The sequence below is a fragment of the Streptomyces sp. NPDC048636 genome (assembly GCF_040650655.1).
Classification (GTDB): Bacteria; Actinomycetota; Actinomycetes; order Streptomycetales; family Streptomycetaceae; genus Streptomyces.
Genome location: NZ_JBEZHR010000005.1, coordinates 429,167 through 453,985, shown reverse-complemented (window position 1 = coordinate 453,985; position 24,819 = coordinate 429,167). Strand labels below are relative to the sequence as shown.

Here is a 24,819-nt window from a genome sequence, read left to right as displayed (position 1 = left end):
CCGGGCCGAAGGGGAACGGAGAACGAGCATCTGGTCACTCCCTGGAGCTGGGTGAAGCTGTCCTCACTCTCCCGAACGAGCCTCCGCGGCGAACCAGGAATTCGCCCTAGTACTGCCACGGTGTTCGCCCTGCGTGCCCGTGCTCGGCGGAGCCTCCGAGGGCTGAGCTCGCCTTCTCGACACGACGGGCGACGTCGTCGGCAGGGATGTCGACGAGGTCGTAGCCGAACGCGCGGTAGCTCTGTTCATGGATCCTTTCGAAGACCAGCGACTCCTCGAAGCTGATCCGCCGGGCCGGGGTGGGCTCGCAGAACCCCAGATTGCGAACGAAGAGCACCTGCCGCTCGTAGATCCCCTCGGAGGTGATCCGCTCGAGCTCCGAAGCGAGCGCCGGGGACACGGGCCACCCCAGGTACGTGGCGAGCGCGAGGGTGCAGACCGGCGACCGGTCGAATACCTGGACACCCTCAGTCGCAGCCTCCGACTGCCGCTGTCGCTGTCGTTGCAGAGTCACTACCTCATCGATGAAGGACGCGCGCGTCCACGGCTCACCCTCGCCCCGGGCCTGCGCCCGTGCGATGACCGCGGTCGCCGCCTCGTCCACGACTCCGAAGCCGAGCGCGGCCAGGCCCCGCAAGATCGATGTCTTACCCGCGCCCGGTGTGCCGGTGAGAACGTACCGTCGCATGATCGAAAGCCCTTCGTACATGTCGGGACAGGCCCGCTGGCCCGGACAGGGCCTCTCATGGACGCGTCGGAGCAGCGGTGCCCTGGGGATGGGATGGCGATACAGGGCAGCAGATCCTCAAACGGCATACATGCCGGAGATGCCCACCACGTCGAAGACGTCGCACCCTGGCGCTCACAGCCAGGTTGTTCGACATCGTACGTGCTCCCCGTTGCGGGCACGGCGTCGCAGCTGGGCTCGGTTCCCGCGGGAGGCGGAGCCCTGTCGGCGCATTGTCGGCGCGCACCCGCCGGGCCGGGTGCGGGTCCAGCACCGTTCCAGAATCCGACGAGTGCGCGGCATCCACCCCAGGGCATTTCCCTAGTCCACCCGGGGTTCCGGTGCGAGCTGATTTTAAAGTCAGCAGCCTATTGACTGGCCAGACAGTAGCGACCTACCGTTCGGAACCAGCCACTACACGAGCGCCGCCCGGCCCCGCTCGCCTCCGGCGCCGTGGATCTTCCTGTCGTCCGGTCCATTTCGCGCAGCGAGTTTCACGAGAGGACGGTTATGACAGGAATTCACCCACCCACCCGGCGACGAGTCCTCACCGGATCCGCGGGAGCGGCTGTGCTGCTGAGCGGATGTACCCGAGGTCGGCAACCCCCAGATCCCGGCCCGCCGGCCCACGTATCCCAATGGGGGCCCGGCCCGGGCGACCCGAGGGGGGCCCGCCGTCGCGGACACGTGATCACGGCGTGGGCGGAAGAGGCACAGTCCTACGACCCGGCGATCGGTTGGGATCTGCACAGCTGGGAGGCCATTTCCACGGTTCTCTACTCCCCCCTCTACGCCTTCGACGGGCAGTCCGGGGGCCCTGCCCCGAACGCCGCGGCGGCCATGCCCACGGTGACCGAGCGCGGCACGGTGTACAGGATCCCGCTGCGCCGAAACGTCCGCTTCCACAACGGCAGACATGTGACCGCCCAGGACTACATCGACTCATGGACCCGCCTGATGGACCCCGAGTTGGCGTCCTGGGCGTCGAGTTATCTCTTCGGGATCGAAGGTGCCGAAGACGTCTACAAGAAGAAGGCGAAGAATATCCGGGGACTTGAAGCTCCGGACCCCCACACTCTGGTCATCCGGCTCAAGGAACCTGACGTCCTGCTGACCGCCGTGCTGTGTCAGCCATACACGGTCGCGCTGCCCGGTGAGGAAATCCGACGCTTGGGGTCCGCGTTCCGTCGGACCCCGGTCGGCAATGGCCCGATGCGTATCGTCAGCTACGACGCCACGGCCCAACGAGCCGTCTTCAAACGGTTCGACGACTACTTCTGGCGCGGCACTCCGCTCATCGACACCTTGGAGTTCCGCTGGGGGATCGACTACCCGCTTCAGTCGCTTCAGCTTCTCGGCGGCCGGGTCGACGTACTGGGCGAGGGACTTGTGGCCAGCCAGGCGGCCAGGTTCAACGCCGACGCGGATCTGCGCGAGCGGTTCGTCAAGCCGGTGCCGATCCGGGGCACACAGTGGATCTCGATGAACCTCAAGCGGAAGGAACTTCGCGACCGACGCGTGCGGCAGGCCCTGAACTGGGCGATCGACCGGGAACAGCTGATGCGTCTGACCTTCGGTCTCTCCGATCCCTGGGGCTGCCCGTTTCCCAAGCGCCTCGACCAGTACCGACGGACGGCACGTCCCTACACCTACGACCCGGACCGCGCTCGCGCTCTCCTCAAGCAGGCAGGGGTCGGACGGCTCCGACTGAGGTTCCTGCACGGCAGTCAGGACCCCTGGCCCCTTCTCGCACAGGTTCTCCAGCAGCAACTGGCCGCAGTGGACGTGGACATCACCCTGGACGGCATGGGTCAGTCCGCGTTCGACCTCGCGACGTCCAAGGGCGAGGGCGACCTCTACGGGTCGCGGCTGTACATCGGTCTGAACAGCGCCTACGAACTGGCCTCCTCCAACTTCACCTCGACGGCTACCTACAACTACGTCGGCTACAAGAACGCGCGTGTGGACCAACTCACCGCCAAAGCGCGCAAGGCGTCCGCCCTCGAAGCGTCGAATTCACTGCTCGCCGAAGTCGAGGAAGAACTCGTCCACGACGCCGCCGCGATCTTCGTCGGCAATATGAACTTCCTCGCCGCGCGCTCACCGCACCTGCACAACTATCAGGCGCGCGGGGAGACCGGCAGCTACTACGACCGGATGTGGCTGAAATGAGGGGCACTCCCCCGGTGCCGGGAACCGACCGGCCTCCGATCAACCACCTGAGAAGGAGAGGAAACTGATGGCCCTCGCGTTGCGTTGCGCTCGGCTGATCGATGTCGAGGCGGGTGAGGTACTGACCGACCGCACCGTGCTGATTGAGGATGAGCGCATCGGCGCGGTACAGCCCGGTGCCGCGCCCGTCCCCGAGGGCATGGAGGTGCTGGATCTGGGCGAGGTGACCCTCAGTCCCGGCCTGATCGATCTGCACAGCCATCTGATCGGGATCGCGGCGTGCGGGGACGCCGTGCAGGAGCTCAAAGAGGACGCCGCCCAGCAGGCGTTCGCGTCGATCACACATGCCCACGACACGTTGCGGGCCGGTTTCACCACCGTCAGGGACCTCGGGGCGTACCGCGCGTTCGTGGATGTCGCGCTGCGAAACGCGATCAACGCCGGCATTGTCGTCGGCCCCCGCATGGCTGTCGCCGGTGCCTTCGTGACCGCCTCCACCGGCGGCGGCATGATCACGGGTTTGGCTCATGACGTCGAACTGCCCCGCGCGTACCGCTTCGGATCGGTGCGCGGTGTGGACGATATGCGGGAACGGGTCCGGGAGATCCTGCACGGCGGTGCGGATCTGATCAAGTTGATGGCCACGGGCGCGGTGATGGCCGCCGGCACCATACCCGGCGCCCCTGAGCTCACCGAGGCACAGATGCGGGCCGCGGTGGAGGAGGCATCCCACTACGGGGCCCATGTCGCCGCCCACGCGCATGGCGTCGAGGGCATCAAGATGGCGATCCGAGCCGGTGTGCGCTCCATCGAGCACGGCTGTTATCTCGACGATGAGGGCATCCAGCTGATGCTGGACCACGGCACCTATCTGTCCGCCGACATCTGGTGGAGCGACTGGCTGAGGGAGAACGCGGAGGCCGCGGAGTACGACGCCGAGGCCCGGGCCAAGAACGACCACGCCACCGACGCACAGCGCAAGGCGTTCGCCAAGGCGGTGCGGGCGGGAGTCAAGATCGGCTTCGGCTCCGACGCCGGATGCTTCCCGCACGGCCTTCAGGCCCGGCAGCTCGCCACCATGTGCGCGTACGGCATGACCCCGCTTCAGGCCATCCGGACGGCCACCCTCAGCAGTGCCGAATGCATGGGCTGGGAGGACCGGGTCGGCTCGATCACGCCGGGCAAGTACGCCGACCTGATCGCCGTGAGCGGAACCAGCACCGACGTATCAGCCTTCACGGACGTGCGCTTCGTGATGAAGGGCGGCCGGATCGTGCGGAACGATCTGACGGCGGGGGGCTGAGAGGAGCCGAGTCGGTCCGGTTCGAAAGAGGCAGTCGGGCCCGCCGACGAAGCCCCCGGTGTCCCCATGGGTGGGGCACCAGGGGCGCTTCGTCGGTGGGGTCAACGGTCACTGACGTGTCGCACATGAGCTTTGTGGCGCGCCCCAGCAGGGCTCGCACGGCAACCCCGCTCGCCTCCGCCGCCCGCCTCACGGAGGTGTCGCGCCGCCGTCCGCGGCGATGACCTGCCCGGTGATGTAGGACGACTCCGCGGACCCCAGGAAGGCGACCACCGCGGCGACTTCCGCGGGCTGAGCGAGTCGGCGGAGGGGGATCTCTTCGAGCCAGCCGTTCACCACCTTCTCGGGAACCGCGGCGAGCATGGGTGTGTCCACCGCACCAGGTGCCACGGCGTTCGCGCGAACACCGTGGCGGGCCTGCTCGAGAGCGATGGTGCGGGTCAGCCCGACCACACCCGCCTTGGCCGCGCTGTAGTTGGCCTGGCCGAAGGATCCGTGCCGGCCCATGGAGGACAGGTTGACGAGCGCCCCCTTCGACTCGCGCAACAGCGGCAGGAACGCCTGACATCCCAGCCACGTTCCGGTCAGATGCACGTCGATGACCTGGTGCCAGTCCGCGTCCGTGAGTTTCTCGACCGTCCGGTCGCGGGTGATGCCGGCGTTGTTCACCAGGAGGTCGAGCCTGGCCTCCCGGTCACGGACGTCCTGGACGGCCCGGTCCCAATCGGCCCGCCGGGACACGTCGAGTGCCACCGCGCGGGACTCGGTCGCCGAACCGCCGATGTGTGCGTTCGCGGCCTCGGCGGCGGCGACGTCCCGGTCGGCGAGGAGCACGGTCCACCCGTCCGAGACGAGCCGCCGGGCGACGGCGAGACCGATACCCGATCCCGCTCCGGTCACGAGGGCCGCCCGACGTCCGCCGGATTCCCGCCCCGCTCGCCGGAACGGTGGTGGCCCGGAAGCCCCGACGGTCATGTCTTTGTCCGCATGGCTGTCAGTCATCGTCAGTCCTCCGGCCGCCGCTCGACCAGCCAGACGTCGGTGCCCTGCTGGACCGCGACGCCCTCCTGGTTGAGGACCGCGATGTCGGCGGTGATGACGCCCGTACGGTGGTCGGAGGCGCGCTCGCGTGCCTCGGCGACCGTCCAGGTCGCGCTGACCGTGTCTCCGGGCCTGACCGGCGCCACGAAGCGCCGGGTGGTCTGCAACCAGGCGACCACATGGAGATGGTCGAGCATCGGGGTGCGGAGCGCGTATGACAGGGAAGCGACCAGCATTCCGTGCGCGAAGCGTGAGCCGAACGGATGGTTCGCCCGGCTCCAGGCGTCGTCGACGTGCATGGGCGCGTAGTCGCCGGCCAGACCCGCGAAGGTGACGATATCCGCCTCCGTGACGGTCCGTCCGGCTGTGCCGAACGACGTTCCCGCGGGGAGGTCCTCCAGGTAGCGCGGAACCTTGATTTCCACGTGTGGTCTCCTTTCGTGATCAGGAAGACAGCCACGGCCGACTCACCGCGTCCGGGTCCGCCCCGGACGCGGTGAGTCGGCACGGAGTGCTTACTGGTCCGTGGTGTCTTCGCGTGCGAAGACGGGGAGGTGGTAGCCCTCGGCGACCGGCTTCCATACCAGCCGGACCCGGTCTCCGGCAGCGGCTGCGAGGCGGTCCGCGCCGACGATGTTGGACAGGAAGCGGACACCTTCGTCGAGCTCGACGAAGGCCACGACGTACGGACACTCCTCCGGGCCCATGACCTCGAAGGGGCGGTGGTGCACGGAGACGGCGTGCACCACGCCGCGGCCGGTCGACGCCTGCCACGCGAAGTCCTGCCCGAGGCAGTTCGGGCAGGCTTCTCTCGGGTGGTGGATCAGCAGCCCGCACGCCCGGCAGCGCTGGAGCACCAGCACCCGCGAGCGGGTGGCCTCCCAGTACGGCGCCGTGGCCGGCCGGGCGGGCGGAAGGTAGTCGGTCTGGCTCATAGCGTGGCCTCCGTGCCCAGGACGACCGTCGAGGTCGCGGAGAGATGTTCGCCCGTGCCATGGGCGACGGCGATGTCCGGTGCGCTCAGCTGGCGATCACCGGCCTCGCGGCGCAGCTGGCGGACCGCCTCGGTCAGGAGGAAGATCCCGTACATGCCGGGATGCGTGTAGCAGAGCCCGCCCCCGTTGGTGTTCATCGGCAGCGAGCCGCCCGGAGCCGTTCCGCCCTCCGCCACGAAGCCCGCTGCCTCGCCCTTCTTGAAGAAGCCGAGATCCTCCAGATGGAGCAGCGCCGTGATGGTGAAGGAGTCGTAGGCCATCAGCAGGTCGACGTCGGCGTGACCGATTCCCGCGGCCGTGAACGCGCGCGGTCCCGAGACCGTGCCAGGGGTCACCGTCAGGTCCGGCATCGCATGGATCATGCTGTGCGAGTGCGAGGTGGCCGCGCCCAGGACGTACACCGGCGGCTTCCTGAGGTGGCGAGCGCGTTCCGCGGACGTGACCACGACCGCTCCCGCGCCGTCCGTGGACAGGCAACAGTCCAGCAGGTGCAGGGGTGAACAGATCGGCGGAGAGGCCAGGACATCGTCGACCGTGATCGGTTCGCGCAGCTTGGCCCTCGGATTCAGCGCCGCCCACCGTCGGGTGTTCACCGCGATGGCGGCGAGCTGTTCCGGAGTCGTGCCGAACGTCCTCATGTGCCGGTCCGCCGCCAGGGCGTACGAGCCGATCAGACCCAGCCCGTACGGCACTTCGAACTCGTCCCTCGGGCCGGGTGGATCGACCCAGCCACCGCTTCCGCGGCGACGATCGCCACGCGGTGTCGCCGCGTACACGATGAGGACGGTCTCGGCGAGCCCGGCCGCGATCGCCGATGCCGCCTTCTCGACGTAGAGCTCGAAACTGGAACCACCGTTGTACGTCGCTTCGCTGAACACCGGCGCGATGCCAAGGAACTCCGCCAGCGCGAGAGAGGACCCCGTGTGTGCGACGCCGTCGATGTCGGCGAGTGTCAGGCCCGCGTCGTCGAGCGCGGCCTTGATCACCCGGGCTTCGAGCGCCCTGCCCCAGGTGTCGAGCTCCCCCGTGGGGGACACCTCCTCGGCGATTCCGGTGATGGCGGCAACACCGCGCAGTGTGCGGTCTTGCGACATGGTCGTCCCTACCCTTCGTCAGTGGGCGCCTCCGCGACACGCGGGCGCATGGATGATCGGTGTATCGATGCGCCGAGTCGCGATCACCCGTCGCTCATCGAGCGGAGGTGGACGGGGCGGGGGCGCGACGGGCCGAGGGACCGGTTACAGGGACCGGTTACTCGGAGAGCGTGGATTTCGGGTTCACCGGGAAGGAGGTCACGGTGGAGTCGCCGAGCTCCCACTTCTCCATGATCTTGTTGTACTCGCCGGACTTCTTCACTTCCTGAAGGGCCGTCGAGATCGCCTTGGCCAGCTTCCCCGACTCCTTGGACACCGTGATGCCCATCGGGAACTCTCCGGGCAGAGTGCCGTGGACCTTCAGGTCCGCCTTCAGCTTTCCGACGACATAGTCGGCGTTCACATTGGTCACGAGCGCGGTGTCGGCCCGGCCGCTCGTCACCGCGAGCAGTGCGTTGTTCGCGTTTTCGAATGTCCGGACCTCGATCGCGGACTTGCCACCGGAGGTGCACTTCTTCGACGCGTCCTTGAGCAAGGGAATCTCGGTGGCCCCTTGCTGGATGGTGACCCTCTTCCCGCACAGCGCCGCGTACGAGTTGAGCTCCGGGCCCTTGTAGTTCGCCGGGACCATCATCTGGTCGAACGCCTTGGCGTACCGCACCATGGTGACCGAGGTGAACTTGTCCTCGGTGATGTACATGCCGGCGATTGACGCGTGGAACCGTCCCGCGGACAGGCCGGGGATGATCCCGGCGAACGAGCCGCGTTTCCAGTCGGCCGTGACGCCCATTTCCTTGGCCACCGCGTTCATGAGGTCGATGTCGGAGCCGATCATCTTCCCCGAGGCGTCGATGGACTCCAGCGGCGGGTAGGTCGGATCGGTCATCACACGCAGGGTCTTGCTCTTGGCGATGTCTGCCGGTAGCAGGGCCACGACCTTCGGATTGCCCTTCGGGCCGGAATCGTCAGCCACGACATCCGAGTTGCACGCGCTCAGCGTCGTCGTGGCGAGCAGGGCGAGAGGAAGATACTTCATGAATCGGGCCATGGTTCGGCTCCTGGTTTCCGGGGTGACGCGCGAGGTGTCGCGGCCGCGGGACCGCGGTTCAGTGGAGGACATGGGAGAGAAACGCCTTGGTGCGCTCCTTGCGCGGCCTGTCGAGGACTTCGGCCGGAGGGCCTTCCTCGACCACGATGCCGCCGTCCATGAACACGACGCGGTCGGCGACCTCGCGGGCGAATCCGATCTCGTGGGTGACGACGATCATCGTCAGGCCGTCGGTGGCGAGATCGCGCATGACGCTGAGTACCTCACCGACGAGTTCGGGATCGAGTGCGGAGGTGGGCTCGTCGAACAGCACCACCTCCGGCTGCATCGCGAGGGTCCGCGCGATGGCGACGCGTTGCTGCTGGCCGCCGGAGAGCTGTTCCGGGTAGGCGGCCGTCTTCTGCTCCAGCCCGACGCGTCGCAGCAACGCGACGGCCTCCCGTTCGACAACGGACCGGTTGCGCTTGTGGACGCGCACCGGCGCTTCCACGACGTTTTCCAAGACCGTCATATGCGAGAAGAGGTTGAAGCGCTGGAACACCATTCCGACCGAGGTGCGCTGCTCACAGACCCTGCGCTCGCTCAACTCGCGCAGTACACCGCCCGATTCCTCGTATCCGATCGTGTGGTCACCGACGACGACGATGCCGTCGTCGACCCTTTCCAGGTGGTTGACGCAGCGCAGGAGCGTCGATTTTCCGGACCCCGACGGCCCGAGCACACAGACGACCTCCCCGCGCTCAACCGAGAGACTGACCCCGCTCAAGACCTTCTGGGAACCGAACCGCTTATGGATCCCGCAGACCCGGACGACCGTGTCCGGGGGCACCGTCGAGATTGTCATCCGGACACTCCTTCGGCTCGTCGACGGACGAGTCGCGGCTTACGGACCTCTTCGCCCTTCGAGTAGCGCTTCTCCAGGAAGTACTGTCCGACGCTGAGCACCGAGGTCAGCACCAGATACCAGATGCTCGCCACGAGGAGCAGCGGAATGGTCTGGAAGTTGCTGGCGTAGATCTGCTGGACCGAGTACATGAGGTCGGCGACCGCGAGGACGCTCACCAGCGAGGTGGTCTTGAGCATGTTCACGATCTCGTTCGCGGTCGGCGGGATGATGAGCCGCATCGCCTGTGGCAACACGATCCGGCGCAGCACCAGGTGGGGTGGCATGCCCAGCGAACGTGCCGCCTCGACCTGCCCCTGGGCGACCGAGCGCATACCGGCGCGGACGATCTCACTCATGAAGGCCGCCTCGTTGAGGCCCAGGCCGATGATGGCTGCCGCCACCGGGGTGATCAGGGCGTTCGTGTTCAGATCCACCACCGAGAAGACGCCGGGCACGCCCACCCCGATCGTCGGGAACAGCGCGGCGAGGTTGTACCAGAACACGAGCTGGACCAGCAGCGGCACACCGCGGAAGAACCAGATGTAGACCGAGGCCAGGCCCGAGATGACGGAGTTCTCCGAACCGCGCATCACCGCCAGCACCACACCGAGCAGAATGCCGATCACCATCGAGACCACCGTCAGCCACAAGGTGAGGACCAGGCCGTCCAGCACGGATCCGGCGAACAGGTAGGTACCGACGACGTCCCAGCCGAACCGCTGGTTCTGGGAGAGCAGGTACAGCGACCAGCCCGCGGCGACCAGCAGGAACACGGCGAAGCCGGTCCGCCAGGAGTGCCGCCGGGCGGCGATCGGAGGAAGTTGTTCCGCCGGGCCGTGGCGGAGCCTTTCGGCGAGGGAGGTCACCGTGTGTCGCTCTCGCCGGTCGCGTCGAGGGGCGGCTCGGCCGTCGGCAGCTGGTAGCAGAGCCAGCTGGCGGTCATCCCGGGCCGGTCGGCGTCCTCGTGCTCGAGAACGCAATCGAACCGGATCAGGTGGCCGTTGTGCTTCGGCTCCACCGCGGTGACGGTCGTGCGGAAGCGCAGCGGTCGGCCGGCCTGCATGGGAGAGACGAAGCGGACCCGGTCCAGGCCGTAGTTCAGCCCGTAGGTCGAGCTCTTGTCCCAGTTGATGTACTTGCTGATGAAGTGATCCAGCAGTCCGAGCAGGTGGAAGCCTTCGAGTAGCCCTTCGGGGTACAGCTTCCGGTCCTCGGGGGTCATGAACTCATCGATCATGGTGGCTTCTTCGAACAGAGTCCGAAGCCGGGTGTCGATGGTGAGGTACGGACTCTCGATCACCCTGCCGAGCAGGTCGGGGATGTTCTCATGGGTGACGTCATGTGTGCTCAGCATGTGACGTGGTCCTCTCGGCTAACGATGGCGTCGACGGCCCAGAACCCCTCCGGGCCCGTCATCAGCGGGTTGACTTCGACCTCACGCACGGTGCGTTCCTCGGCGAACACCCGGCTGAAGGCGGCGATCCGGGCCGCGAGCGCGGCGACGTCCACGCCGGGCGAGCCCCGGTAGCCGTGGAGCAGAGGCGCGATCCGCAGGGAGTTGAGGAGGGCGCTGGCCTCGGTCTCGGTGAGCGGAGCCGCGAATGTGTGGACATCGCGCATCAGCTCGGCCAGCACACCACCGGCACCCACGGTGATGACCGGACCCACGGCAGGGTCCCGCCGCGCGCCGAGGAGGAGTTCGGGCCCGTCCGCCGTCACCTGCTCCATGGCGATGACGCCGCTGACCTCGTAGTTCTCGCTCGGGAGGAATCTCTCGAGCATCGCGCGCGCGGCGGCCCACGCCTGGTCACCGGGCACGCCGGTGCGCACCCCGCCGATCTCGGACTTGTGGTGAATACCGTCGATGGCGACCTTGAGGACGACCTCGGGAGCGGTGAACGTGAGGTCGGTCGGTTCGCCACTCCTCAGCTCGCGGGCGGTCAGGAACTGGCGGGCGGGAACCCGCAGCCCCAGGCGTTCGACCATCGCCAGGCTCTCGAACTCGGGTAGGGCTGTCGCCCCTCCGTCGTGGTGATGGGCGTCCGGCTTCTCGGAGCGGCTCGTGCCGACTCCCTCGGCGGCGCTCACCGCTCCCATGACCGCGTTCGCCGCCAGTACCCGACCGGCGATCCGTGGGGCGCGCACCACCGGAATGCCCTCGTCCAAGAAGGCCCGCACGATGGCGTCATCGGCGTCGCCATACGGCGAGTAGACGAGGACCGGGGTCTTCGTCGCCTTGCTGACCCGGCCGAGGGCTCGCGCTTCACCGACGATCGAGGAGATATCGCGCGATTGCGATTCGTCCTTGTAGAGACCGAACTTCAGCACGGCTCCGATGTCGTCCCGAAGAATGATCTCGACCAGGTCGGCCCACAGCGAACCGTCCCCGTCGTTGTCGATGACCGCGTCGACCGGATTGCCGACCGCGGCCAGCGGGTTCAGGGCCGCGCGCAGGGCCGTCTGGACGTCCGCGGAGAACTCCGGGACCCGCAGTCCCGCCCGCTCGACCGCGTCGGCTGTCAGCGTGGCGAAACCGCCGCCATTGCCGACGATCGCGACCCGGTCGTTGCCGGCGCGGGGCGCGATCGACAGTGCCTCGATCAGCGGCATGAGCTGTGACTCGTCCTCGACCTCGATGACACCGGCCTGGGCGAGCAGTCCCTCATAGATCATCGACGGCGAGACGATCGCGGCGGTGTGGGACACCGCGGACCGCTGCCCCGCGCCGGTCTGGGCCCCGCGCAGGACGAGGACGGGTTTGCCGCGCGCCGCGGTGTCGAGGGCGTCGACGAAGCGCCGTCCGTTTCCGTTCTTGATCCCCTCCAGGTAGACGGCGATCACCTCGACTCCGGGGTCGCTCGCGCAGTACTCCACGTACTCGTGGATCTCGATGTCCGCCTGGTTCTCGAAGCCGACCACATTGCGGAACCCGAGTCCGGCGGCGCGCAGCTTCGGCGCGATCGATTCGATGAGCGAACCGCTGGCCGAGATGAAGGCCACGCCGCCCGGCCGCACGGACAGGCCGAGCAGATTGGCCCCGGTCGCACCTCCGTAGACACCCATCGAGTTGGGCCCGACCACCCGGGTCCCGCGAGCCCGCGCGTACTCGGTGAGCTCACGCTCGGCGAGCTCACCGGCCCGGTCGACCTCGGCGAAGCCGGCGGTGTGCAGGACCACCACCGGGACGCCCAGGTCGGCCGCTTCCCGTGTCACGGCCGCCGCGGCGGTGGCCGGCACGGCGACGAAGACGACGTCCGGCACCTCGGGAAGTGCGGTGAGCGACGGATAGGACGCCACGCCCTGCACGAGCCCGCCACTGCGAGAGATCGGATAGCTGGTGCCCTCGAACGACTGGAGCAGGTGCTGGAAGTACAGCCCGCCCATCTTCGTCGCGTCGTTCGACGCTCCCACCACCGCGACGGTCTTGGGAGCGAACAACGACGACAGCACGCTCTTTCGGGCACTGACGGTGTTGGAGTTCGTCGGCATGGCGGCGACGCTACGACCGTCCAGGCGCCTCGTCAATACCTATTCGGTCGCATAGTTTGAGTACAGAGAACGAAACGTTGGTCGAGTGAGTGTTTCGCGGTCGCATCGCATTCGATCTGTGACGTGGTGGTGCCCACCCTCTGTGCCGAGTTGCTAAGGTCCGGCGTGCCGGGGAGGCCGACCAGGAAGGACTCGCATGGAGCTCGACGAGTTCGATCTCGCCCTGATCGAGCAGTTGCGCATCGACGGAAGGGCCTCGTTCGAGGCGCTCGGCGCGCGAGTCGGGCTGTCACGCACGGCCGCCCGCGCCCGGGTACAGCGCATCGTCGACTCCGGCCTGCTGCGCGTCGCCGCCATCGTCCACCCGGAATTCGAGGGGATCCACGCGTTCGGGCACGTTTCGGTCGCCGTGCACGGCAGAGCCACGGCGCAGGTCGCGGCGGCGATCGCCCAGCTCCCCGACACACCGTTCGTCTCGATCGTGTCCGGCCGCCACTCGATCATCGCCGAACTGCGGTCCTCAGACGTGGCACACCTCTCCGACACGGTGAGCCTCATCCGGGCCATCGACGGCGTCGAGCTCGTCGACACGCTGATCTACACCCACCTGGTGAAGGAGCCGCACTTCCCGGCGCAGGGGCCCGGGAACCTCGATCAGTACGACGACACCGACCGCCACCTCCTGGATCTGCTGCGCGAGGACGGTCGGATGGCGTTCGCCGACCTGGCCGACCAGGTCGGACTGTCCCGCGGCGCGACACGCACCCGTGTGCTGCGCATGCTCGAGACGGGCGTTGTCGCCGTCACGGCCACGGTGAACCCGACCGCATACGGCATGACCCAGATGTGCGGGTTCCAACTCCGCCTGGAGACCGAGGGCGCCAGAGCGCTCAGCATGATCGGTAAATTCGACGGCGTGGACTTCCTGGCGCGCACCCTGGGGCGCTGCGACGCGGTGGGCTCACTGGTCACCCGCACGCGCGCCGAGACGCTCGACACCCTGGACCGGATCCGGGAGATCGACGATGTGCGGGACGTCCAGTCCTGGACGCATCTGGAGCTGGTGAAGGAGCAGTACGACCGTCGGCCGACCCGGGCGCTCCCCCAGCCCAACGGCGCGGCACGCGGGCACGCCGCGCCTCGCTGACATCCTGAAGACCGCGTTACGCCGAACCCGCCCACCCGAACGCGGGAGCGTGTCCACGGTGCGCCGAGGTGAACTCCGGCCCCGCAGGCGTGGGATGACGCGGCGTTCGGTTGCCGTGGCCCACGGTGCATCGGCTGCGAGAGTGGCCTCCTCGATGGTGGGAGCCCCGGCCCGAGGGGGGGAAGCGGGCGCCTTCTCGGCAGCACGGGAGACGGGGATCGGTCACCGGGCCGAGGCCGCGAGAGTCAGCATGGGCGAGGCCAGGTCGGGGCGTTGCGGGGCGGGTGATCCGCGGGGGGCGATGGTGCCGTGTCCCTCCAGCAGCGGGCGGGCGGGTCTCCAGGTGTCGCCACGGCGGCGGGCGGCCATACCGGAGAGGGCCTCCAGGACGATGCGGTTGCCGAGGAATGCGGTGACGTCGGTGCGGTCGTACGACGGGGAGCCCTCGGCCACGTCCATGCCGACGACCGGCAGCTCCCATGCCAGTCGGCGCACCGCGTCGAGCAGTTGGCGAGAGGTCAGTCCGTCTTGCCCGGTGGTACGGGCACCCGGGGCCGACCCCGGGTCGACCACGTCGAGGCTGACGGACAGGAAGACGCCGTCGCAGTCGTCGACGGCGGTCGCCATCGCCTCGTCCAGGCACGCGTCGAGGCCGTAGGTGACGACATCGCTCATCGCGTAGCCGCGTATGCCGTGGTCGGCGATCCAGTCCGGGGTTCCGGGTCCCGGCGAGTGGCCTCGCAGACCCATGGGGAGGACACGGTCCCCGCGTACGGCGCCCGACTCCAGCAGATGGCGCAACGGTGGACCGTGACCGCGCGGATGCCCGAACGCGATCTCCCCGGTGCCGGCGTGTGCGCCGAAGCGCATGACCGAGATCCGGCCCATGCCGTGGTGTCGTGCCACGCCGGTGATGTCCGGCAGGGCGATCGTGTGGTCGCCACCGAGGACGAAGGGCACCGCGCCGGACCTGGCGATCATCGTGACGGCCTCCTCGATCGCGGCGATGTCGCCCTCGGTGTCCTTGCCGGACAGCTCCACACACCCGGCGTCGCGCACCCGAAGATCCCGGAGCGCGTCCACCCGCAGTGGCAGCGACGGCCGGGGAGGGCGAGGGCCGCCGCGGCCGGTGGAGCACACCGTCGCCGGGCCGGACCGGGTGCCCGGCCGGTGGCCGACCCCGTCACCGAGGGGCGCGCCGAGGATCACCACGTCGGCCCCTTCATACGTACCGGGCTCGTCCAGCGCGCAGGGGCCGACCCCGCGGAAGGTGACATCGGGGCCGTACAGCGCTCCGTAGCGACTCATGGAAGCTCTCCTAGCTCTCCGGAGGCCGTCGCCTGATGATAAAGTCAGGAGACGCCCTGACATTAAAGTCAGGGACTGGAGGGAGGCAAGGGCTGTGGCAGGATCTGATGCCATGGACGAGAGGACGGGCGAGACCGACGCGGACCCCGAAGAGGGCGTGGAGGCACGGACGGGCGGGGCCAAGGAGAGCCTCCTCCAAGCCGCCGTCGAGCTCATCGCCCGGGACGGCCTCGACGGCGTACGCCTCGTCGACATCGCTGCCCGCGCCGGCGTGTCCAGTGCGTTGGTCCACTACCACTTCGCCTCGCGTGAGCGGCTGCTCACCGATGCCCTCGCGTACTCGTTCACCCGCGAAAAGGCCCGCCTGGAACGCAACGCCCGCAAGTCCCACCGTGACAGCCACGTCGAGCGGCTGGCCGATCTCATCGATTTCGGGCTGCCGCTCACCCACGACGACGTTCTCGAATGCCGCCTGTGGGCCGAGCTGAAGATCCGCTCCGCGGGATCGGCCGAACTGAGCCGTACGCTGGCCGAGTTGCGTCGGCAGTTCCTCGAACCGATCGCCAGCGCCATCAGCGCCGGACTGGAGGCCGGCGACTTCAGCGACTGCGACCCGGACGAAACCGCGACCATCGCCATGGCACTCCTTGAGGGCCTGACCCACCTGCTCATCACCGAGACGGGCGGGCTGACCGTCGCCGACGCCAGGCGGCTGGCCGCCCGCCACATCACTCTGGCCGTCGGCTACGCCGCTGAACTGCCGTTCCGGCCCTTGCCCGACCCCGGCGTCCGGCGCATCGACCTCCAGGCCCCCCGCCCCCGACGCCGCCGCGCCACCCGCGCCTCCGCCCGCCCCTGACCGCCGGGGCGCCCGCGCCTCCTGGCCGGACGTCGGCGATCGCGTCCTCCACCCAGGCGCCCGAGACCACAGCGATGGTCCGCCGGCACGTCACGCCCTGCGGAAAGGCGTGGTCAGGCGGGCTGCCACAGCTCGACTCGGTTGCCCTCTGGATCGGTGACCCAGCCGAATCGACCGACACCCTCCATGTCCTGCGTTTCTTCGGCCACGTCGGCTCCCTTGGCGCGCAGTTGCGCGAGCATCGCATCCAGATCGCCGACCCGGAAGTTGAGCATCGTCTGCTGGGCGCGGGATCCGAAGTAGTCGGTCCCGGACTCGAACGGCGCGAACACCGTCGGCCCGGCTGCCTGACGCCACAGACCGTTCTCATCCCCGTCCAGGCCCAGACAGTCGCGATACCACGCGCTCAGGGCCGCCGGGTCGGCAGCCCGCATGAAGTAGCCACCAATGCCAAGTACACGTTCCATACCGCCATCCTGTCAGGACTGCGATCGGACGGACCCGGCATCACACCGAGCCGGTCATGCCAGCCCGGCTGCGATGGCGCGGCGGATGGCGTCGACACGGTCCCGGATGTCCGCTTTGGCGAACAGGTTGTTGATGTGGGTCTTGACCGTGGCCTCACTGATGAAAAGCGTCTCCGCGATGGCCCTGTTCGGGAGACCCTGCCCGATGAGGGTGAGCACTTCGCGTTCGCGGGGGGTGAGGTCCGCGGGGAGCGGCCGTTCCGGCATGGGCCGGGGTGTCCGGGCGGCGGCGAGGAGCCGGGTTTGTACGTCACGGTCGAGCACGGACTGTCCCGCCGCGGCGGCCCGGATGGCCCGGGCGATGTCCTCGCGCCCCGCGTTCTTCGTCAGATAGCCACGGGCCCCCGCGCTCATCGCCGCCATGATCGATTCGTCGTCGGCGAAGGTGGTCAGCACGACCACGGCCACCTGCGGATAGGACTCGCTCAGCCGGCGGGTCGCCTCGGTCCCGTCCATCACGGGCATCCTCAGGTCCATGAGTACGACGTCCACGGGACCGGCGGCCACGGCGGCCAGCGCCTCGGTCCCGTCCGCCGCCGTGGCGACGACGTCGATGTCGGAGGCCAGTGCGAGGACGGCGGCGAGCGGTTCCCGGATGGCGGCCTGATCGTCGGCCACGATCACCTTGACCGGTCCCGAGCCGGTGTCTGCTTCACTCATCCGGGGATCACCGCCTCCACCTGCCAGCCTCCCCGGTCGGCCCCGGTGGTGACCGGCCCGGTGGTGATGGTCCCGCCCAGCAGGGCCACACGTTCTCTCATCCCGATGAGTCCCATCCCGCTCCCCCAGCCCTCCGTCACCCGCTCAGTGGCGGGACCGTTGCGGATCACCAGTGTGGTCGATCTGCCGGAGTACGTCAGCTGTGCGCTGACCACACCACCGGGGGCGTGCCGGGTGGCGTTGGTCAGGGCCTCCTGGGCGATGCGCAGGAGGCCCTGGGTCACCTGCGCCGGGAGCTCAGGCACGGTGCCGGTGACAGTGAGGGCATTGCGATGGCCGGATGATTCGAGCATCGCGGCCAGGCTCTCCACCAGCGGCAGGGAGTCTTCGCGCAGGGCGTGGACGGTCCACTGGGCCTGTCGCAGGCTGTCCTTGACCAGGCTGTGCGCCTTGCCGGTGGCCGCACGCACCTTGTCCAGGTCTCCGGTGTCGATCAGGGCGTCGACCAGTTCCAGCTGCATGTTCACACCGGCGAGCGCGTGGGCCAGGACGTCGTGGATGTCCCGCGCGATCCGGCCGCGCTCGGTCAGCACGGCTGTCCGGGCTTCGGCCCGGGCGGCATGCTCGGAGGCTTCGGCGGCTGCGATCACCGCCTGGGTGGCCTGGTTCCGGCTGCGTCCGGCTATCCCCGCCAGCACCGGAGCACCGGCGGCGAATCCCACGACCATGGACGGGGCGTCCGGTCCGCCCCCCAGGGCGAGCGCGCCACCGCAGAGGAGACTGCACGCCACGGCGAGCGCAAGGGCCGGTCTGGTGTCGAGCCGGTACCCGATGTAGGCGGCGAGGAAGAACGCGAAGAGATAGGCCGTACCGGTGCGGCTGACCCCGATCAGGGCGGCTGCCGCGAGGATGCCGGACAGCATCCAGGCGAGGGAGAACCGTTCGGGAAGCAGGTTCTCGGGCAGCAGACGTGCGGCCATCACCGCGCAGTTCACCAGGAAGAGGAGGACCACGCCCAGCCCCCGGCCGCTGAAGTCCATCGGCCGGATCGTCACGATCCCGGCGACGATGACCGCGGCCGTCAGCACCCACTGCGTACGGGTGGTCCATTCGGGCAGCCGCCCGTCGGCCGGGCCGAACGTGTCGGCGGGGCGACCGGACCGCACTGCTGGCATGCCGCGACCATAACCCATGGTCAGCCCACCCGGGCGGCGGCAGCCTCCGGCTGGACCACCGCCCCGGAGCTGTCCGGGCGCGGCAGCAGTCGGCTCCGTACGAAGATGGTGGCCAGACGCGTGATCACCTCGGTCAGAGCCATCAGCAGCAGCGCCGCCACCCACGCCTGCTCACCGGTGATGTGGTGATCCGCGCTGAACCGTGCCACGTCGTCCGCGCCGCCGTGTTCCACCCACTGCTGGAAGCCGAGGCGGGCGCCCATACCGATCACCCACAGGGCCGCCGATATCACCCCGGCCTTGATGAGGACATGCTCGCCGACGACACGTATCCGGGTGAAGACGCCGCCCGCGACACCGAGCACGGCGCCCACTCCCACCAGGGTGCCGATCAGCACCAGGTCGTTGCCGCCGGTGGGAACGGTGTGGAGGTACTTGTAGCCCACGAAGGAGACGATCCCGAGCGGGAGCAGGTACGACTTGGGCCCCAGGCGTCCTTCCCGGAGCTGGCGGAAGACGATCAGGATGAGGGCGAGATCGGTGATCCATTCGGTCGTTGTCATGCCCCGTAGCCTGCTCCGACCGGGCACGACGCGCCTGGACCCACGGATGGAGACATGGGTGGAGATCTCCTCCCCCACCGCGTTCCCCGGAAGCGGGCCCGGCCGGGGAAGCGCTCGCGTGCCCGATGCCGCCCAGGTACGGAGATCCCGTCCGATCGACGGTGACGAGCGGTGGTGCGCCGCCGGTCTGCCGATCTCCACCCCCGTCTCCACCCATGGGTCCAGGTGTTCCGCTCACGATCGCAACAGGCTTGCCGACACGACGACCGACGAGCAGGCGAGCGGGCTGAGCGCGGAGCGAGGTCGTGCCGTGCCGGGGGCCCGGCCGCGCTCGGATGCACGCCTTCCCGGGTCACCGCCCCTCGGCCGTCTCGCCTGAACAACGGACCGCTCGACAGATGTCGGGTCCGACCGCACTGCCACAGCGCCATGTGGCGCCATCCCAAGAGACTCGGAGAAAAGGTATGCAATCCACCCAGCTCCTGTTCGGGCTGATCCCCTGGGTCCTGTTCTCTTTCGTCACCCAGAGCCTGGGTGCGGACACCGTCGGCGTGGCCGCCCTGATCTCCTGCCTGATCTGTGCGGCCCTGACGATTCGCGGTGCGCTGACCAACAGCTTCAAGATCATCGAATCGGCCGGTGTACTGACGTTCGGCGCGCTGGCGGCGCTCGGCTTGAGCGGCGGCCACCACACCCGGGAGCTGCTGGTGGACTACGGACGCGCCGGTTCCGCCTTCGTCCTCGCCGCCATCATGCTGATCTCCGTCGCCACGGTGCCGTTCACGCAGCAGTACGCCCGGGCGTCCGTCGACCGTCGTCACTGGAACAGCCCGGCCTTCCGGGACGTGAACCGCCGCATCTCCCTCCTCTGGGCCGGGGTCGTCTTCGGCGCGGGCATCTGCCATCTCCTCGCAGGCGCGCTGGGCACTCTCAACCTGCTGCTCAACTGGGTCATCCCGCTGCTGCTCGGCATGGCCGCGATGAAGCGGGCCAAGGCCATCGCGCAGGAGAGCAGGAGCCGCGCGCCGCAGACCCAACCCTGACCCCGGTCGCCAGCCACGCGGCCCCGTCAGCCCCGCGCCCCCTCAGCCCCGCGGCACCCGTCCGTCCGGGTCTCGGCAACCACCCTCCGGCCGCGCAGCCCGGCGAAAGAGAAGTCCGGCACACCACACAAGGAAGCAGGAACGCGCATGCAACCCCGACAGTCCACGATCATGACCCTGGTCTCGCCCGCGACGGGGCAGGTGACCCGATGAACACGCCTCCGAAGCACCTCTCCGGCAACTACGCCCCGGTCACCGAGGAACTCACCGCGTACGACCTGCCGGTGACCGGCACCATCCCGCCCGAGCTGTCCGGCTGGTACCTGCGCAACGGTCCCAACCCGGCCGACGCCGCCTCCGGGCACTGGTTCTTCGGCGACGGCATGGTCCACGGCGTCCGCATCGAGAACGGACGCGCCGTCGCCTACCGCAACCGCTGGGTTCGCACCACGCGGTTCACGGACGGCGCCCGGATGTACGACGACCAGGGCACGCTCGACCTCACCGCCGGAGCGGCGAACACCCACGTCGTCCGGCACGCGGGCCGCACCTTCGCCCTCGTCGAGAACGCCCTGCCCTACGAGCTGACCCGCGACCTCGACACCAAGGGCCCCTACGACTTCGACGGCCGCCTGCGCACCGCCATGACGGCCCACCCCAAGACCTGCCCGGTCACCGGAGAACTGCACTTCTTCGGCTACGGCTCCCGTGGCCCCGTCCACCTCACCTACCACCGCGCCGACGCCAGTGGGGAGCTGGTGATCAGCAGGCCCATCGAGGTGCCCGGGCCGACGATGATGCATGACTTCGCACTCACCGCCAGTCACGTCGTCTTCATGGACCTGCCCGTCGTCTTCGACCTCCAGGCCGCCAAAGCGGGCACCATGCCCTACTCCTGGGACGACGGGTACGGCGCCCGGCTCGGCATCCTGCGCCGCGACGACCCGAACGGCGACGTCCGGTGGTTCACCATCGACCCCTGTTACGTCTTCCACTCGCTCAACGCCTACGACGCACCGGACGGCACGATCGTGCTGCACGTCATGCGCTACCCGGAGTTGTGGCGGCGCGCGGCCGACGGCAGCACCCTGCCGATGAAGGCGGCCGTCCTGTGGAAGTGGACCCTGGATCCGGCCACCGGCACAGTCCGCGAGGACCAAGTCGACGACCGGCCGGGCGAATTCCCCCGGATCGACGATCGCCTGATCAGCCTCGCCTCAGGGCAGGGGCACATCACCAGCGGCACCTCGCTCGTCCACTACGACCTCACCACCGGCGGCACCGTCTGCCACGACTTCGGTCCCGGCCGCACCCCCTCGGAAGCGTCGTTCGCCCCCGCCGACGACACGCCCGGCGGCCCCGGCTGGCTCATGACCTATGTCTACGACGCCACCACCGACCGCAGCGACCTGGCCCTCCTCGACGCCCACGACCTCGCCGCCACCCCGGTCGCGACGATCCACCTGCCCTCCCGGGTGCCGTCCGGCTTCCACGGCAACTGGATAGCCGACCAAGAGGGCTCCTAGCCGAGAGGGTCGCCGTCAGCGGGAGCCGTCGTCAGCGAATCAGCGTCCCCTGCCATCGATCGTCGGTGCGGTGCCATCGATGGTTGAGTGAGATCATGGACAGCTTCGAGATCGATGAGAACTTGGTGCGCTCCCTGGTGCGTGAGCAGCATCCGGACCTTGCAGACCTGGACCTGCGTGAGGTGGTCGGCGGCTGGGACAACCAACTGTGGCGACTCGGGGAGGAGTTGGCCGTGCGCATGCCCCGCACGGAGCGTGCGCCGTCCCTCCTGCGCAACGAGTTCCGGTGGCTGCCCGCCCTGGCCTCGCGTCTACCGCTTCCCGTCCCGACCCCCCTGCGGATCGGTGAACCGTCCGCACGCTTCCCGCGGCCATGGACCATCGCGACATGGGTTCCCGGCGAACCAGCCGACCGCGCCCCCCTCAGCCACGACAGCGCGGCCGACACTTTGGCGGGCTTCCTCACGGCACTCCATGTGAAGGCGCCCGCAGACGCACCGGTCAGTCAGGATCGCGGCGTACCCCTCAAAACGCTCTCGGACGCCTTCGAAAAGGGACTCGCGGAAGTCGCCTCCGGAGGCGATGCCGCTGAACTCCGGTGTGTCCGGGACGTCTGGGACGAGGCCGTTGCGGCTCCCGATGGGGAAGGCCCGCCTGTATGGCTGCACGGCGACCTTCATCCAGCGAATGTCGTCACCTCGGAAGGGACACTCACGGGCGTGATCGACTTCGGTGATATGTGCGCCGGCGATCCGGCGGTCGATCTCGCGGCTGCCTGGGTGCTCCTTCCCGCGGGGGCGGCCGCACGTTTCTTCGACGTGTACGCAGACGCGGACGAGGCGATGATCCGGCGCGCACGAGGGTGGGCTGCCGCGAAGAGCCTTTTCCTCATCCTCATGGGCCGGGCCGGGGAGCAGGGCCTGCCAGGTGGTAAGCCGACGTGGGGGCCCGCGGGCCGGGCGGCACTTGAACGTGTTCTGGCATCAAGCCAGAGGAGGCCCGCAGAGGCTGCTGGGAGCCGCGCTACTCGCTGAGCACGTTCCCGCCGCGCTCCCGCACGAGGAGGAGCCGGACGTCGCGGGCCGGCACCCGCCGGACGGGGAGCCAGGTGGAGCGGAGGGGCTCGTCGGTAAATGCCTCGACGTCGGGCGCGGTGATCGGGGACGCTTCGCGCGATGACCAGAATCGACGACACGCCGCCCGCGTGGGACGAGCGCACCCAGCTCACCACGTTTCTCGACTACACGCGTGACACCGCCCGCGCCAAGTGCGCTGGCGTCTCCGCGGAGAACGCTCGCAAGGCGCTCCTGCCGGGCTCACCGCTGATGACCATGAGCGGAGTGATCAACCACCTCCGCTGGGCCGAGTACTGCTGGTTCCAAGTGGTCTTCCTCGGCGAGGAAGACCACGGCCCCTGGACCGAGGAGGACCCCGACCGCGAGATGCGTATCGCCGTCAACTTCCCCCTCCCCCAGTTGCTCGACGCATACGCCCAACAGAGCGCCCGCTACCGCGAACTGGTCGCCGGGAATGACCTGGGCAGTCAGGCCCGGCGAGCCGTCCGCGGCGGTCGCCACGTCGACCTGCGCTGGATCCTCCTCCACCTCACCGAGGAGACGGCCCGCCACAACGGCCACCTGGACATCCTGCGCGAGATGCTCGACGGCACGACCGGCAACGAGGCCGTGTCTTCGGGACGTGGTCGAACACCACCGATGACGCGCCCCTCGGCTTCGTTCCTCGTCGACAGCCACGTTCGGCTGCGGGCCAGCGCTACGAGGGGGCTCCGAGGCTGAGGTCAGTGCTGGGCACCGCGGCGTGCAGGTGTCCGCCGTCGATGCGGTGGGCGGTGTCGGAGTGGGCCGCGATGACGTCCAGTTCGTGGCTGACGAGGACGAGGGCGAGGCCGTTCTCGGTGCGCAGCCGGGTCAGCAGCCTCATCACGCTCTCCGTGGTCGAGGGGTCGAGCGCGGAAGTGACCTCGTCACAGAGCAGCAGCTCGGGCTCGGTGGCCAAGGCACGGGCGATGGAGGCGCGTTGGCGCTGTCCGCCTGACAGTTCGTGCGGATAGCGACGGGCGAATTCCTCAGGGAGGCCCACGTCGTCGAGAAGTGTGCGCACCCGATCCGGAACGTCCGCCTTCGCGACGACGCGGTGGAGCCGCAGTGGGCGGGCGATCGAAGCGCCCACGGTTCGCGCGGGGTTGAGGGCGCCGAGGGGGTTCTGCGGGATGAATTGGATGCGGCGATGCTGGTCCCGGGTGCGTTTGCGGGCTGTGGGAGGCAGCACCTGGCCGTTCCAGGTGAGGGTTCCGGCGGCAGGGGTCTGAAGTCCGGCCAGGACGCGCAACAGCGTGGTCTTCCCGGACCCCGAGGGGCCGATGATGCCGGTCGAGGTCCCCGCGCGGACGTGGAAGTCCGCGTCCTTGAGCGCTTCGTGGGTGTGACCTCTGTGTGTGAAGGCCACCTGTAGCCCGCGGGCGCGCAGACCGTCAGCTGGTGTGGACTGTGGTGCGGGGAGGCGAGGACGGGCCTTCGACTGGTCGGTGTGACCGGGCCGGGTGGGTCCGCCGAGGGTGATGACGGTATCGGCGCAGGTCTCGATCACGTGCGGGTCGTGACAGGCGAGGGCGATCGTCAGGCCCCGGTCGGCAAGACGCCGGAGCAGGCCGGTGATCTCCTCACGCAGGACGGCGTCGAGGCCCGCGGTGGGCTCGTCGAGCAGGAGTACCTCGGGCTCCCGGGCCAGCGCCCGGGCCAGGGCGAGGCGGCGCTGCTGCCCCCCGGACAGCTGGCCGGGGCGGTGATGCACGAGAGCTTCGTCGAGGCGGCACTCGGCCATCAGTGCTGTGACGGTCTTGGGGGTCGGGGCGGTGGCGACCTCCGCGATCAGGCGTGCCGCGGTCATGCGGGGGTTGAGGGCGGAGCCGGGGTCCTGGCCGACGTAGGCGACGCTCCGGCGGCGCAGCGCTCGCAACGCGTCCGGGGCGAGCGTGAAGACGTCCTGGCCGAGCGCCTGGACGGTGCCTGAGGTGACGTCGGCGCCGTGGGGGGTGTCGCCGATGAGGGCGCGCAGGAGGGTTGTCTTGCCCGAGCCCGAGGGGCCGGTGAGCGCCGTGATCTTGCCTGCTCGAAGAGTGAGGCTGATGGCGCTCAGGAGGGCCGGTCCGCCCGCCGGACCGATTTCGAGGTCGGTGACCCTGACGGGCGGTGGGGTGTGGGAAGAGTCCACGTGCATGTCCTGGGGTATGGGTGCG

23 protein-coding genes and 1 pseudogene are annotated in these 24,819 nt (G+C 69.0%); 8 read left to right on the top strand and 16 right to left on the bottom strand.

What is annotated here, in order from left to right; genetic code table 11:
* Positions 1-106 precede the first annotated feature (106 nt).
* Positions 107-688: an AAA family ATPase gene (locus AB0C66_RS17355; protein ID WP_362438511.1), complete on the bottom strand. Its 582-nt coding sequence runs from the start codon at positions 686-688 to the stop codon at positions 107-109.
* A gap of 726 nt (positions 689-1,414) precedes the next feature.
* Here AB0C66_RS17355 and AB0C66_RS17350 point away from each other — a divergent pair.
* Positions 1,415-2,899, top strand: a complete 1,485-nt coding sequence (locus tag AB0C66_RS17350) for an ABC transporter substrate-binding protein (protein ID WP_362438508.1) — start codon at positions 1,415-1,417, stop codon at positions 2,897-2,899.
* Positions 2,900-2,966: 67 nt separating this feature from the next.
* Entirely contained in the window at positions 2,967-4,202 is a 1,236-nt protein-coding gene (locus AB0C66_RS17345; RefSeq protein WP_362438505.1) for an amidohydrolase family protein, read from the top strand.
* Between the two features lie 189 nt (positions 4,203-4,391).
* On the opposite strand, the gene fabG is transcribed toward AB0C66_RS17345, so the two are convergent.
* The 9 genes from fabG to AB0C66_RS17300 all read right to left on the bottom strand — a co-directional run bounded on the left by fabG (position 4,392) and on the right by AB0C66_RS17300 (position 12,755).
* Positions 4,392-5,102 (bottom strand): 3-oxoacyl-ACP reductase FabG, encoded by a 711-nt coding sequence (gene fabG, locus AB0C66_RS17340; protein ID WP_362438502.1) that lies wholly within the window; start codon positions 5,100-5,102, stop codon positions 4,392-4,394.
* A 104-nt stretch (positions 5,103-5,206) separates the two neighbouring features.
* Positions 5,207-5,668 carry a MaoC/PaaZ C-terminal domain-containing protein gene (locus tag AB0C66_RS17335; RefSeq protein ID WP_362438499.1) on the bottom strand — a complete coding sequence of 154 codons (462 nt, stop codon included), beginning with the start codon at positions 5,666-5,668 and terminating at the stop codon, positions 5,207-5,209.
* A 90-nt stretch (positions 5,669-5,758) separates the two neighbouring features.
* On the bottom strand, positions 5,759-6,178 hold the full coding sequence (locus AB0C66_RS17330) for an OB-fold domain-containing protein (RefSeq protein ID WP_362438496.1): 420 nt from the start codon (positions 6,176-6,178) through the stop codon (positions 5,759-5,761).
* Positions 6,175-7,332 carry an acetyl-CoA acetyltransferase gene (locus AB0C66_RS17325; protein ID WP_362438493.1) on the bottom strand — a complete coding sequence of 386 codons (1,158 nt, stop codon included), beginning with the start codon at positions 7,330-7,332 and terminating at the stop codon, positions 6,175-6,177. Before AB0C66_RS17325 ends, AB0C66_RS17330 begins: the two co-directional genes overlap by 4 nt.
* A 157-nt stretch (positions 7,333-7,489) precedes the next feature.
* Complete coding sequence (locus AB0C66_RS17320; protein ID WP_362438490.1) at positions 7,490-8,368, bottom strand: ABC transporter substrate-binding protein; 879 nt, start codon at positions 8,366-8,368, stop codon at positions 7,490-7,492.
* 70 nt (positions 8,369-8,438) lie between these two features.
* The gene (locus AB0C66_RS17315) at positions 8,439-9,224 is read right to left on the bottom strand and encodes an amino acid ABC transporter ATP-binding protein (protein WP_362438487.1); all 786 of its coding nucleotides are present in this window, start codon (positions 9,222-9,224) and stop codon (positions 8,439-8,441) included.
* Positions 9,221-10,132 carry an amino acid ABC transporter permease gene (locus tag AB0C66_RS17310; RefSeq protein WP_362438484.1) on the bottom strand — a complete coding sequence of 304 codons (912 nt, stop codon included), beginning with the start codon at positions 10,130-10,132 and terminating at the stop codon, positions 9,221-9,223. Before AB0C66_RS17310 ends, AB0C66_RS17315 begins: the two co-directional genes overlap by 4 nt.
* Positions 10,129-10,620, bottom strand: coding sequence for a hypothetical protein (locus AB0C66_RS17305; RefSeq protein ID WP_362438481.1), 492 nt, complete (start codon positions 10,618-10,620; stop codon positions 10,129-10,131). The genes AB0C66_RS17310 and AB0C66_RS17305 overlap by 4 nt, the downstream gene beginning before the upstream one ends.
* Positions 10,614-12,755, bottom strand: a complete 2,142-nt coding sequence (locus AB0C66_RS17300) for an acetate--CoA ligase family protein (protein ID WP_362438478.1) — start codon at positions 12,753-12,755, stop codon at positions 10,614-10,616. Before AB0C66_RS17300 ends, AB0C66_RS17305 begins: the two co-directional genes overlap by 7 nt.
* A 196-nt stretch (positions 12,756-12,951) precedes the next feature.
* On the opposite strand from AB0C66_RS17300, the gene AB0C66_RS17295 reads away from it, so the two are divergent.
* On the top strand, positions 12,952-13,902 hold the full coding sequence (locus tag AB0C66_RS17295) for an Lrp/AsnC family transcriptional regulator (RefSeq protein WP_362438475.1): 951 nt from the start codon (positions 12,952-12,954) through the stop codon (positions 13,900-13,902).
* Between the two features lie 222 nt (positions 13,903-14,124).
* Here the strand turns inward: AB0C66_RS17295 and AB0C66_RS17290 are convergent, their stop codons facing one another.
* The gene (locus AB0C66_RS17290) at positions 14,125-15,210 is read right to left on the bottom strand and encodes an agmatinase family protein (RefSeq protein ID WP_362438473.1); all 1,086 of its coding nucleotides are present in this window, start codon (positions 15,208-15,210) and stop codon (positions 14,125-14,127) included.
* 112 nt (positions 15,211-15,322) lie between these two features.
* Between AB0C66_RS17290 and AB0C66_RS17285 the strand changes: the two genes are divergently transcribed.
* Positions 15,323-16,069, top strand: coding sequence for a TetR/AcrR family transcriptional regulator (locus AB0C66_RS17285; protein WP_362438470.1), 747 nt, complete (start codon positions 15,323-15,325; stop codon positions 16,067-16,069).
* Between the two features lie 113 nt (positions 16,070-16,182).
* Here AB0C66_RS17285 and AB0C66_RS17280 read toward each other — a convergent pair whose 3' ends face one another.
* From AB0C66_RS17280 to AB0C66_RS17265, 4 genes are read right to left on the bottom strand one after another with little or no spacing between them, the layout of a single operon-like run.
* Entirely contained in the window at positions 16,183-16,536 is a 354-nt protein-coding gene (locus tag AB0C66_RS17280; protein ID WP_362438467.1) for a VOC family protein, read from the bottom strand.
* Between the two features lie 54 nt (positions 16,537-16,590).
* Positions 16,591-17,256: a response regulator transcription factor gene (locus AB0C66_RS17275; RefSeq protein ID WP_362438465.1), complete on the bottom strand. Its 666-nt coding sequence runs from the start codon at positions 17,254-17,256 to the stop codon at positions 16,591-16,593.
* Positions 17,253-18,431 carry a histidine kinase gene (locus tag AB0C66_RS17270; RefSeq protein ID WP_362438462.1) on the bottom strand — a complete coding sequence of 393 codons (1,179 nt, stop codon included), beginning with the start codon at positions 18,429-18,431 and terminating at the stop codon, positions 17,253-17,255. The genes AB0C66_RS17275 and AB0C66_RS17270 overlap by 4 nt, the downstream gene beginning before the upstream one ends.
* 20 nt (positions 18,432-18,451) lie before the next feature.
* Positions 18,452-18,994: a hypothetical protein gene (locus tag AB0C66_RS17265; RefSeq protein ID WP_362438459.1), complete on the bottom strand. Its 543-nt coding sequence runs from the start codon at positions 18,992-18,994 to the stop codon at positions 18,452-18,454.
* Positions 18,995-19,458: 464 nt separating this feature from the next.
* On the opposite strand from AB0C66_RS17265, the gene AB0C66_RS17260 reads away from it, so the two are divergent.
* The 4 genes and pseudogenes from AB0C66_RS17260 to AB0C66_RS17245 all read left to right on the top strand — a co-directional run.
* Positions 19,459-20,037 carry a hypothetical protein gene (locus AB0C66_RS17260; RefSeq protein ID WP_362438456.1) on the top strand — a complete coding sequence of 193 codons (579 nt, stop codon included), beginning with the start codon at positions 19,459-19,461 and terminating at the stop codon, positions 20,035-20,037.
* 209 nt (positions 20,038-20,246) lie between these two features.
* Positions 20,247-21,563, top strand: a complete 1,317-nt coding sequence (locus AB0C66_RS17255; RefSeq protein WP_362438453.1) for a carotenoid oxygenase family protein — start codon at positions 20,247-20,249, stop codon at positions 21,561-21,563.
* Between the two features lie 95 nt (positions 21,564-21,658).
* Entirely contained in the window at positions 21,659-22,597 is a 939-nt protein-coding gene (locus tag AB0C66_RS17250; RefSeq protein WP_362438450.1) for an aminoglycoside phosphotransferase family protein, read from the top strand.
* Between the two features lie 141 nt (positions 22,598-22,738).
* Positions 22,739-23,242 (top strand): annotated as a pseudogene (locus AB0C66_RS17245) (DinB family protein); the annotation flags it as partial.
* Between the two features lie 94 nt (positions 23,243-23,336).
* Here AB0C66_RS17245 and AB0C66_RS17240 read toward each other — a convergent pair.
* Positions 23,337-24,794 (bottom strand): ATP-binding cassette domain-containing protein, encoded by a 1,458-nt coding sequence (locus AB0C66_RS17240; RefSeq protein WP_362438447.1) that lies wholly within the window; start codon positions 24,792-24,794, stop codon positions 23,337-23,339.
* Positions 24,795-24,819 lie beyond the last annotated feature (25 nt).

Coding starts and splice junctions, on each gene's coding strand:
- AB0C66_RS17355 (WP_362438511.1), bottom strand. CDS start 688: ATGCGACGGTACGTTCTCACCGGCACACCGGGCGCGGGTAAGACATCG.
- AB0C66_RS17345 (WP_362438505.1), top strand. CDS start 2,967: ATGGCCCTCGCGTTGCGTTGCGCTCGGCTGATCGATGTCGAGGCGGGT.
- AB0C66_RS17330 (WP_362438496.1), bottom strand. CDS start 6,178: ATGAGCCAGACCGACTACCTTCCGCCCGCCCGGCCGGCCACGGCGCCG.
- AB0C66_RS17325 (WP_362438493.1), bottom strand. CDS start 7,332: ATGTCGCAAGACCGCACACTGCGCGGTGTTGCCGCCATCACCGGAATC.
- AB0C66_RS17320 (WP_362438490.1), bottom strand. CDS start 8,368: ATGAAGTATCTTCCTCTCGCCCTGCTCGCCACGACGACGCTGAGCGCG.
- AB0C66_RS17315 (WP_362438487.1), bottom strand. CDS start 9,224: ATGACAATCTCGACGGTGCCCCCGGACACGGTCGTCCGGGTCTGCGGG.
- AB0C66_RS17305 (WP_362438481.1), bottom strand. CDS start 10,620: ATGCTGAGCACACATGACGTCACCCATGAGAACATCCCCGACCTGCTC.
- AB0C66_RS17300 (WP_362438478.1), bottom strand. CDS start 12,755: ATGCCGACGAACTCCAACACCGTCAGTGCCCGAAAGAGCGTGCTGTCG.
- AB0C66_RS17295 (WP_362438475.1), top strand. CDS start 12,952: ATGGAGCTCGACGAGTTCGATCTCGCCCTGATCGAGCAGTTGCGCATC.
- AB0C66_RS17290 (WP_362438473.1), bottom strand. CDS start 15,210: ATGAGTCGCTACGGAGCGCTGTACGGCCCCGATGTCACCTTCCGCGGG.
- AB0C66_RS17285 (WP_362438470.1), top strand. CDS start 15,323: ATGGACGAGAGGACGGGCGAGACCGACGCGGACCCCGAAGAGGGCGTG.
- AB0C66_RS17280 (WP_362438467.1), bottom strand. CDS start 16,536: ATGGAACGTGTACTTGGCATTGGTGGCTACTTCATGCGGGCTGCCGAC.
- AB0C66_RS17275 (WP_362438465.1), bottom strand. CDS start 17,256: ATGAGTGAAGCAGACACCGGCTCGGGACCGGTCAAGGTGATCGTGGCC.
- AB0C66_RS17270 (WP_362438462.1), bottom strand. CDS start 18,431: ATGCCAGCAGTGCGGTCCGGTCGCCCCGCCGACACGTTCGGCCCGGCC.
- AB0C66_RS17265 (WP_362438459.1), bottom strand. CDS start 18,994: ATGACAACGACCGAATGGATCACCGATCTCGCCCTCATCCTGATCGTC.
- AB0C66_RS17260 (WP_362438456.1), top strand. CDS start 19,459: ATGCAATCCACCCAGCTCCTGTTCGGGCTGATCCCCTGGGTCCTGTTC.
- AB0C66_RS17255 (WP_362438453.1), top strand. CDS start 20,247: ATGAACACGCCTCCGAAGCACCTCTCCGGCAACTACGCCCCGGTCACC.
- AB0C66_RS17250 (WP_362438450.1), top strand. CDS start 21,659: ATGGACAGCTTCGAGATCGATGAGAACTTGGTGCGCTCCCTGGTGCGT.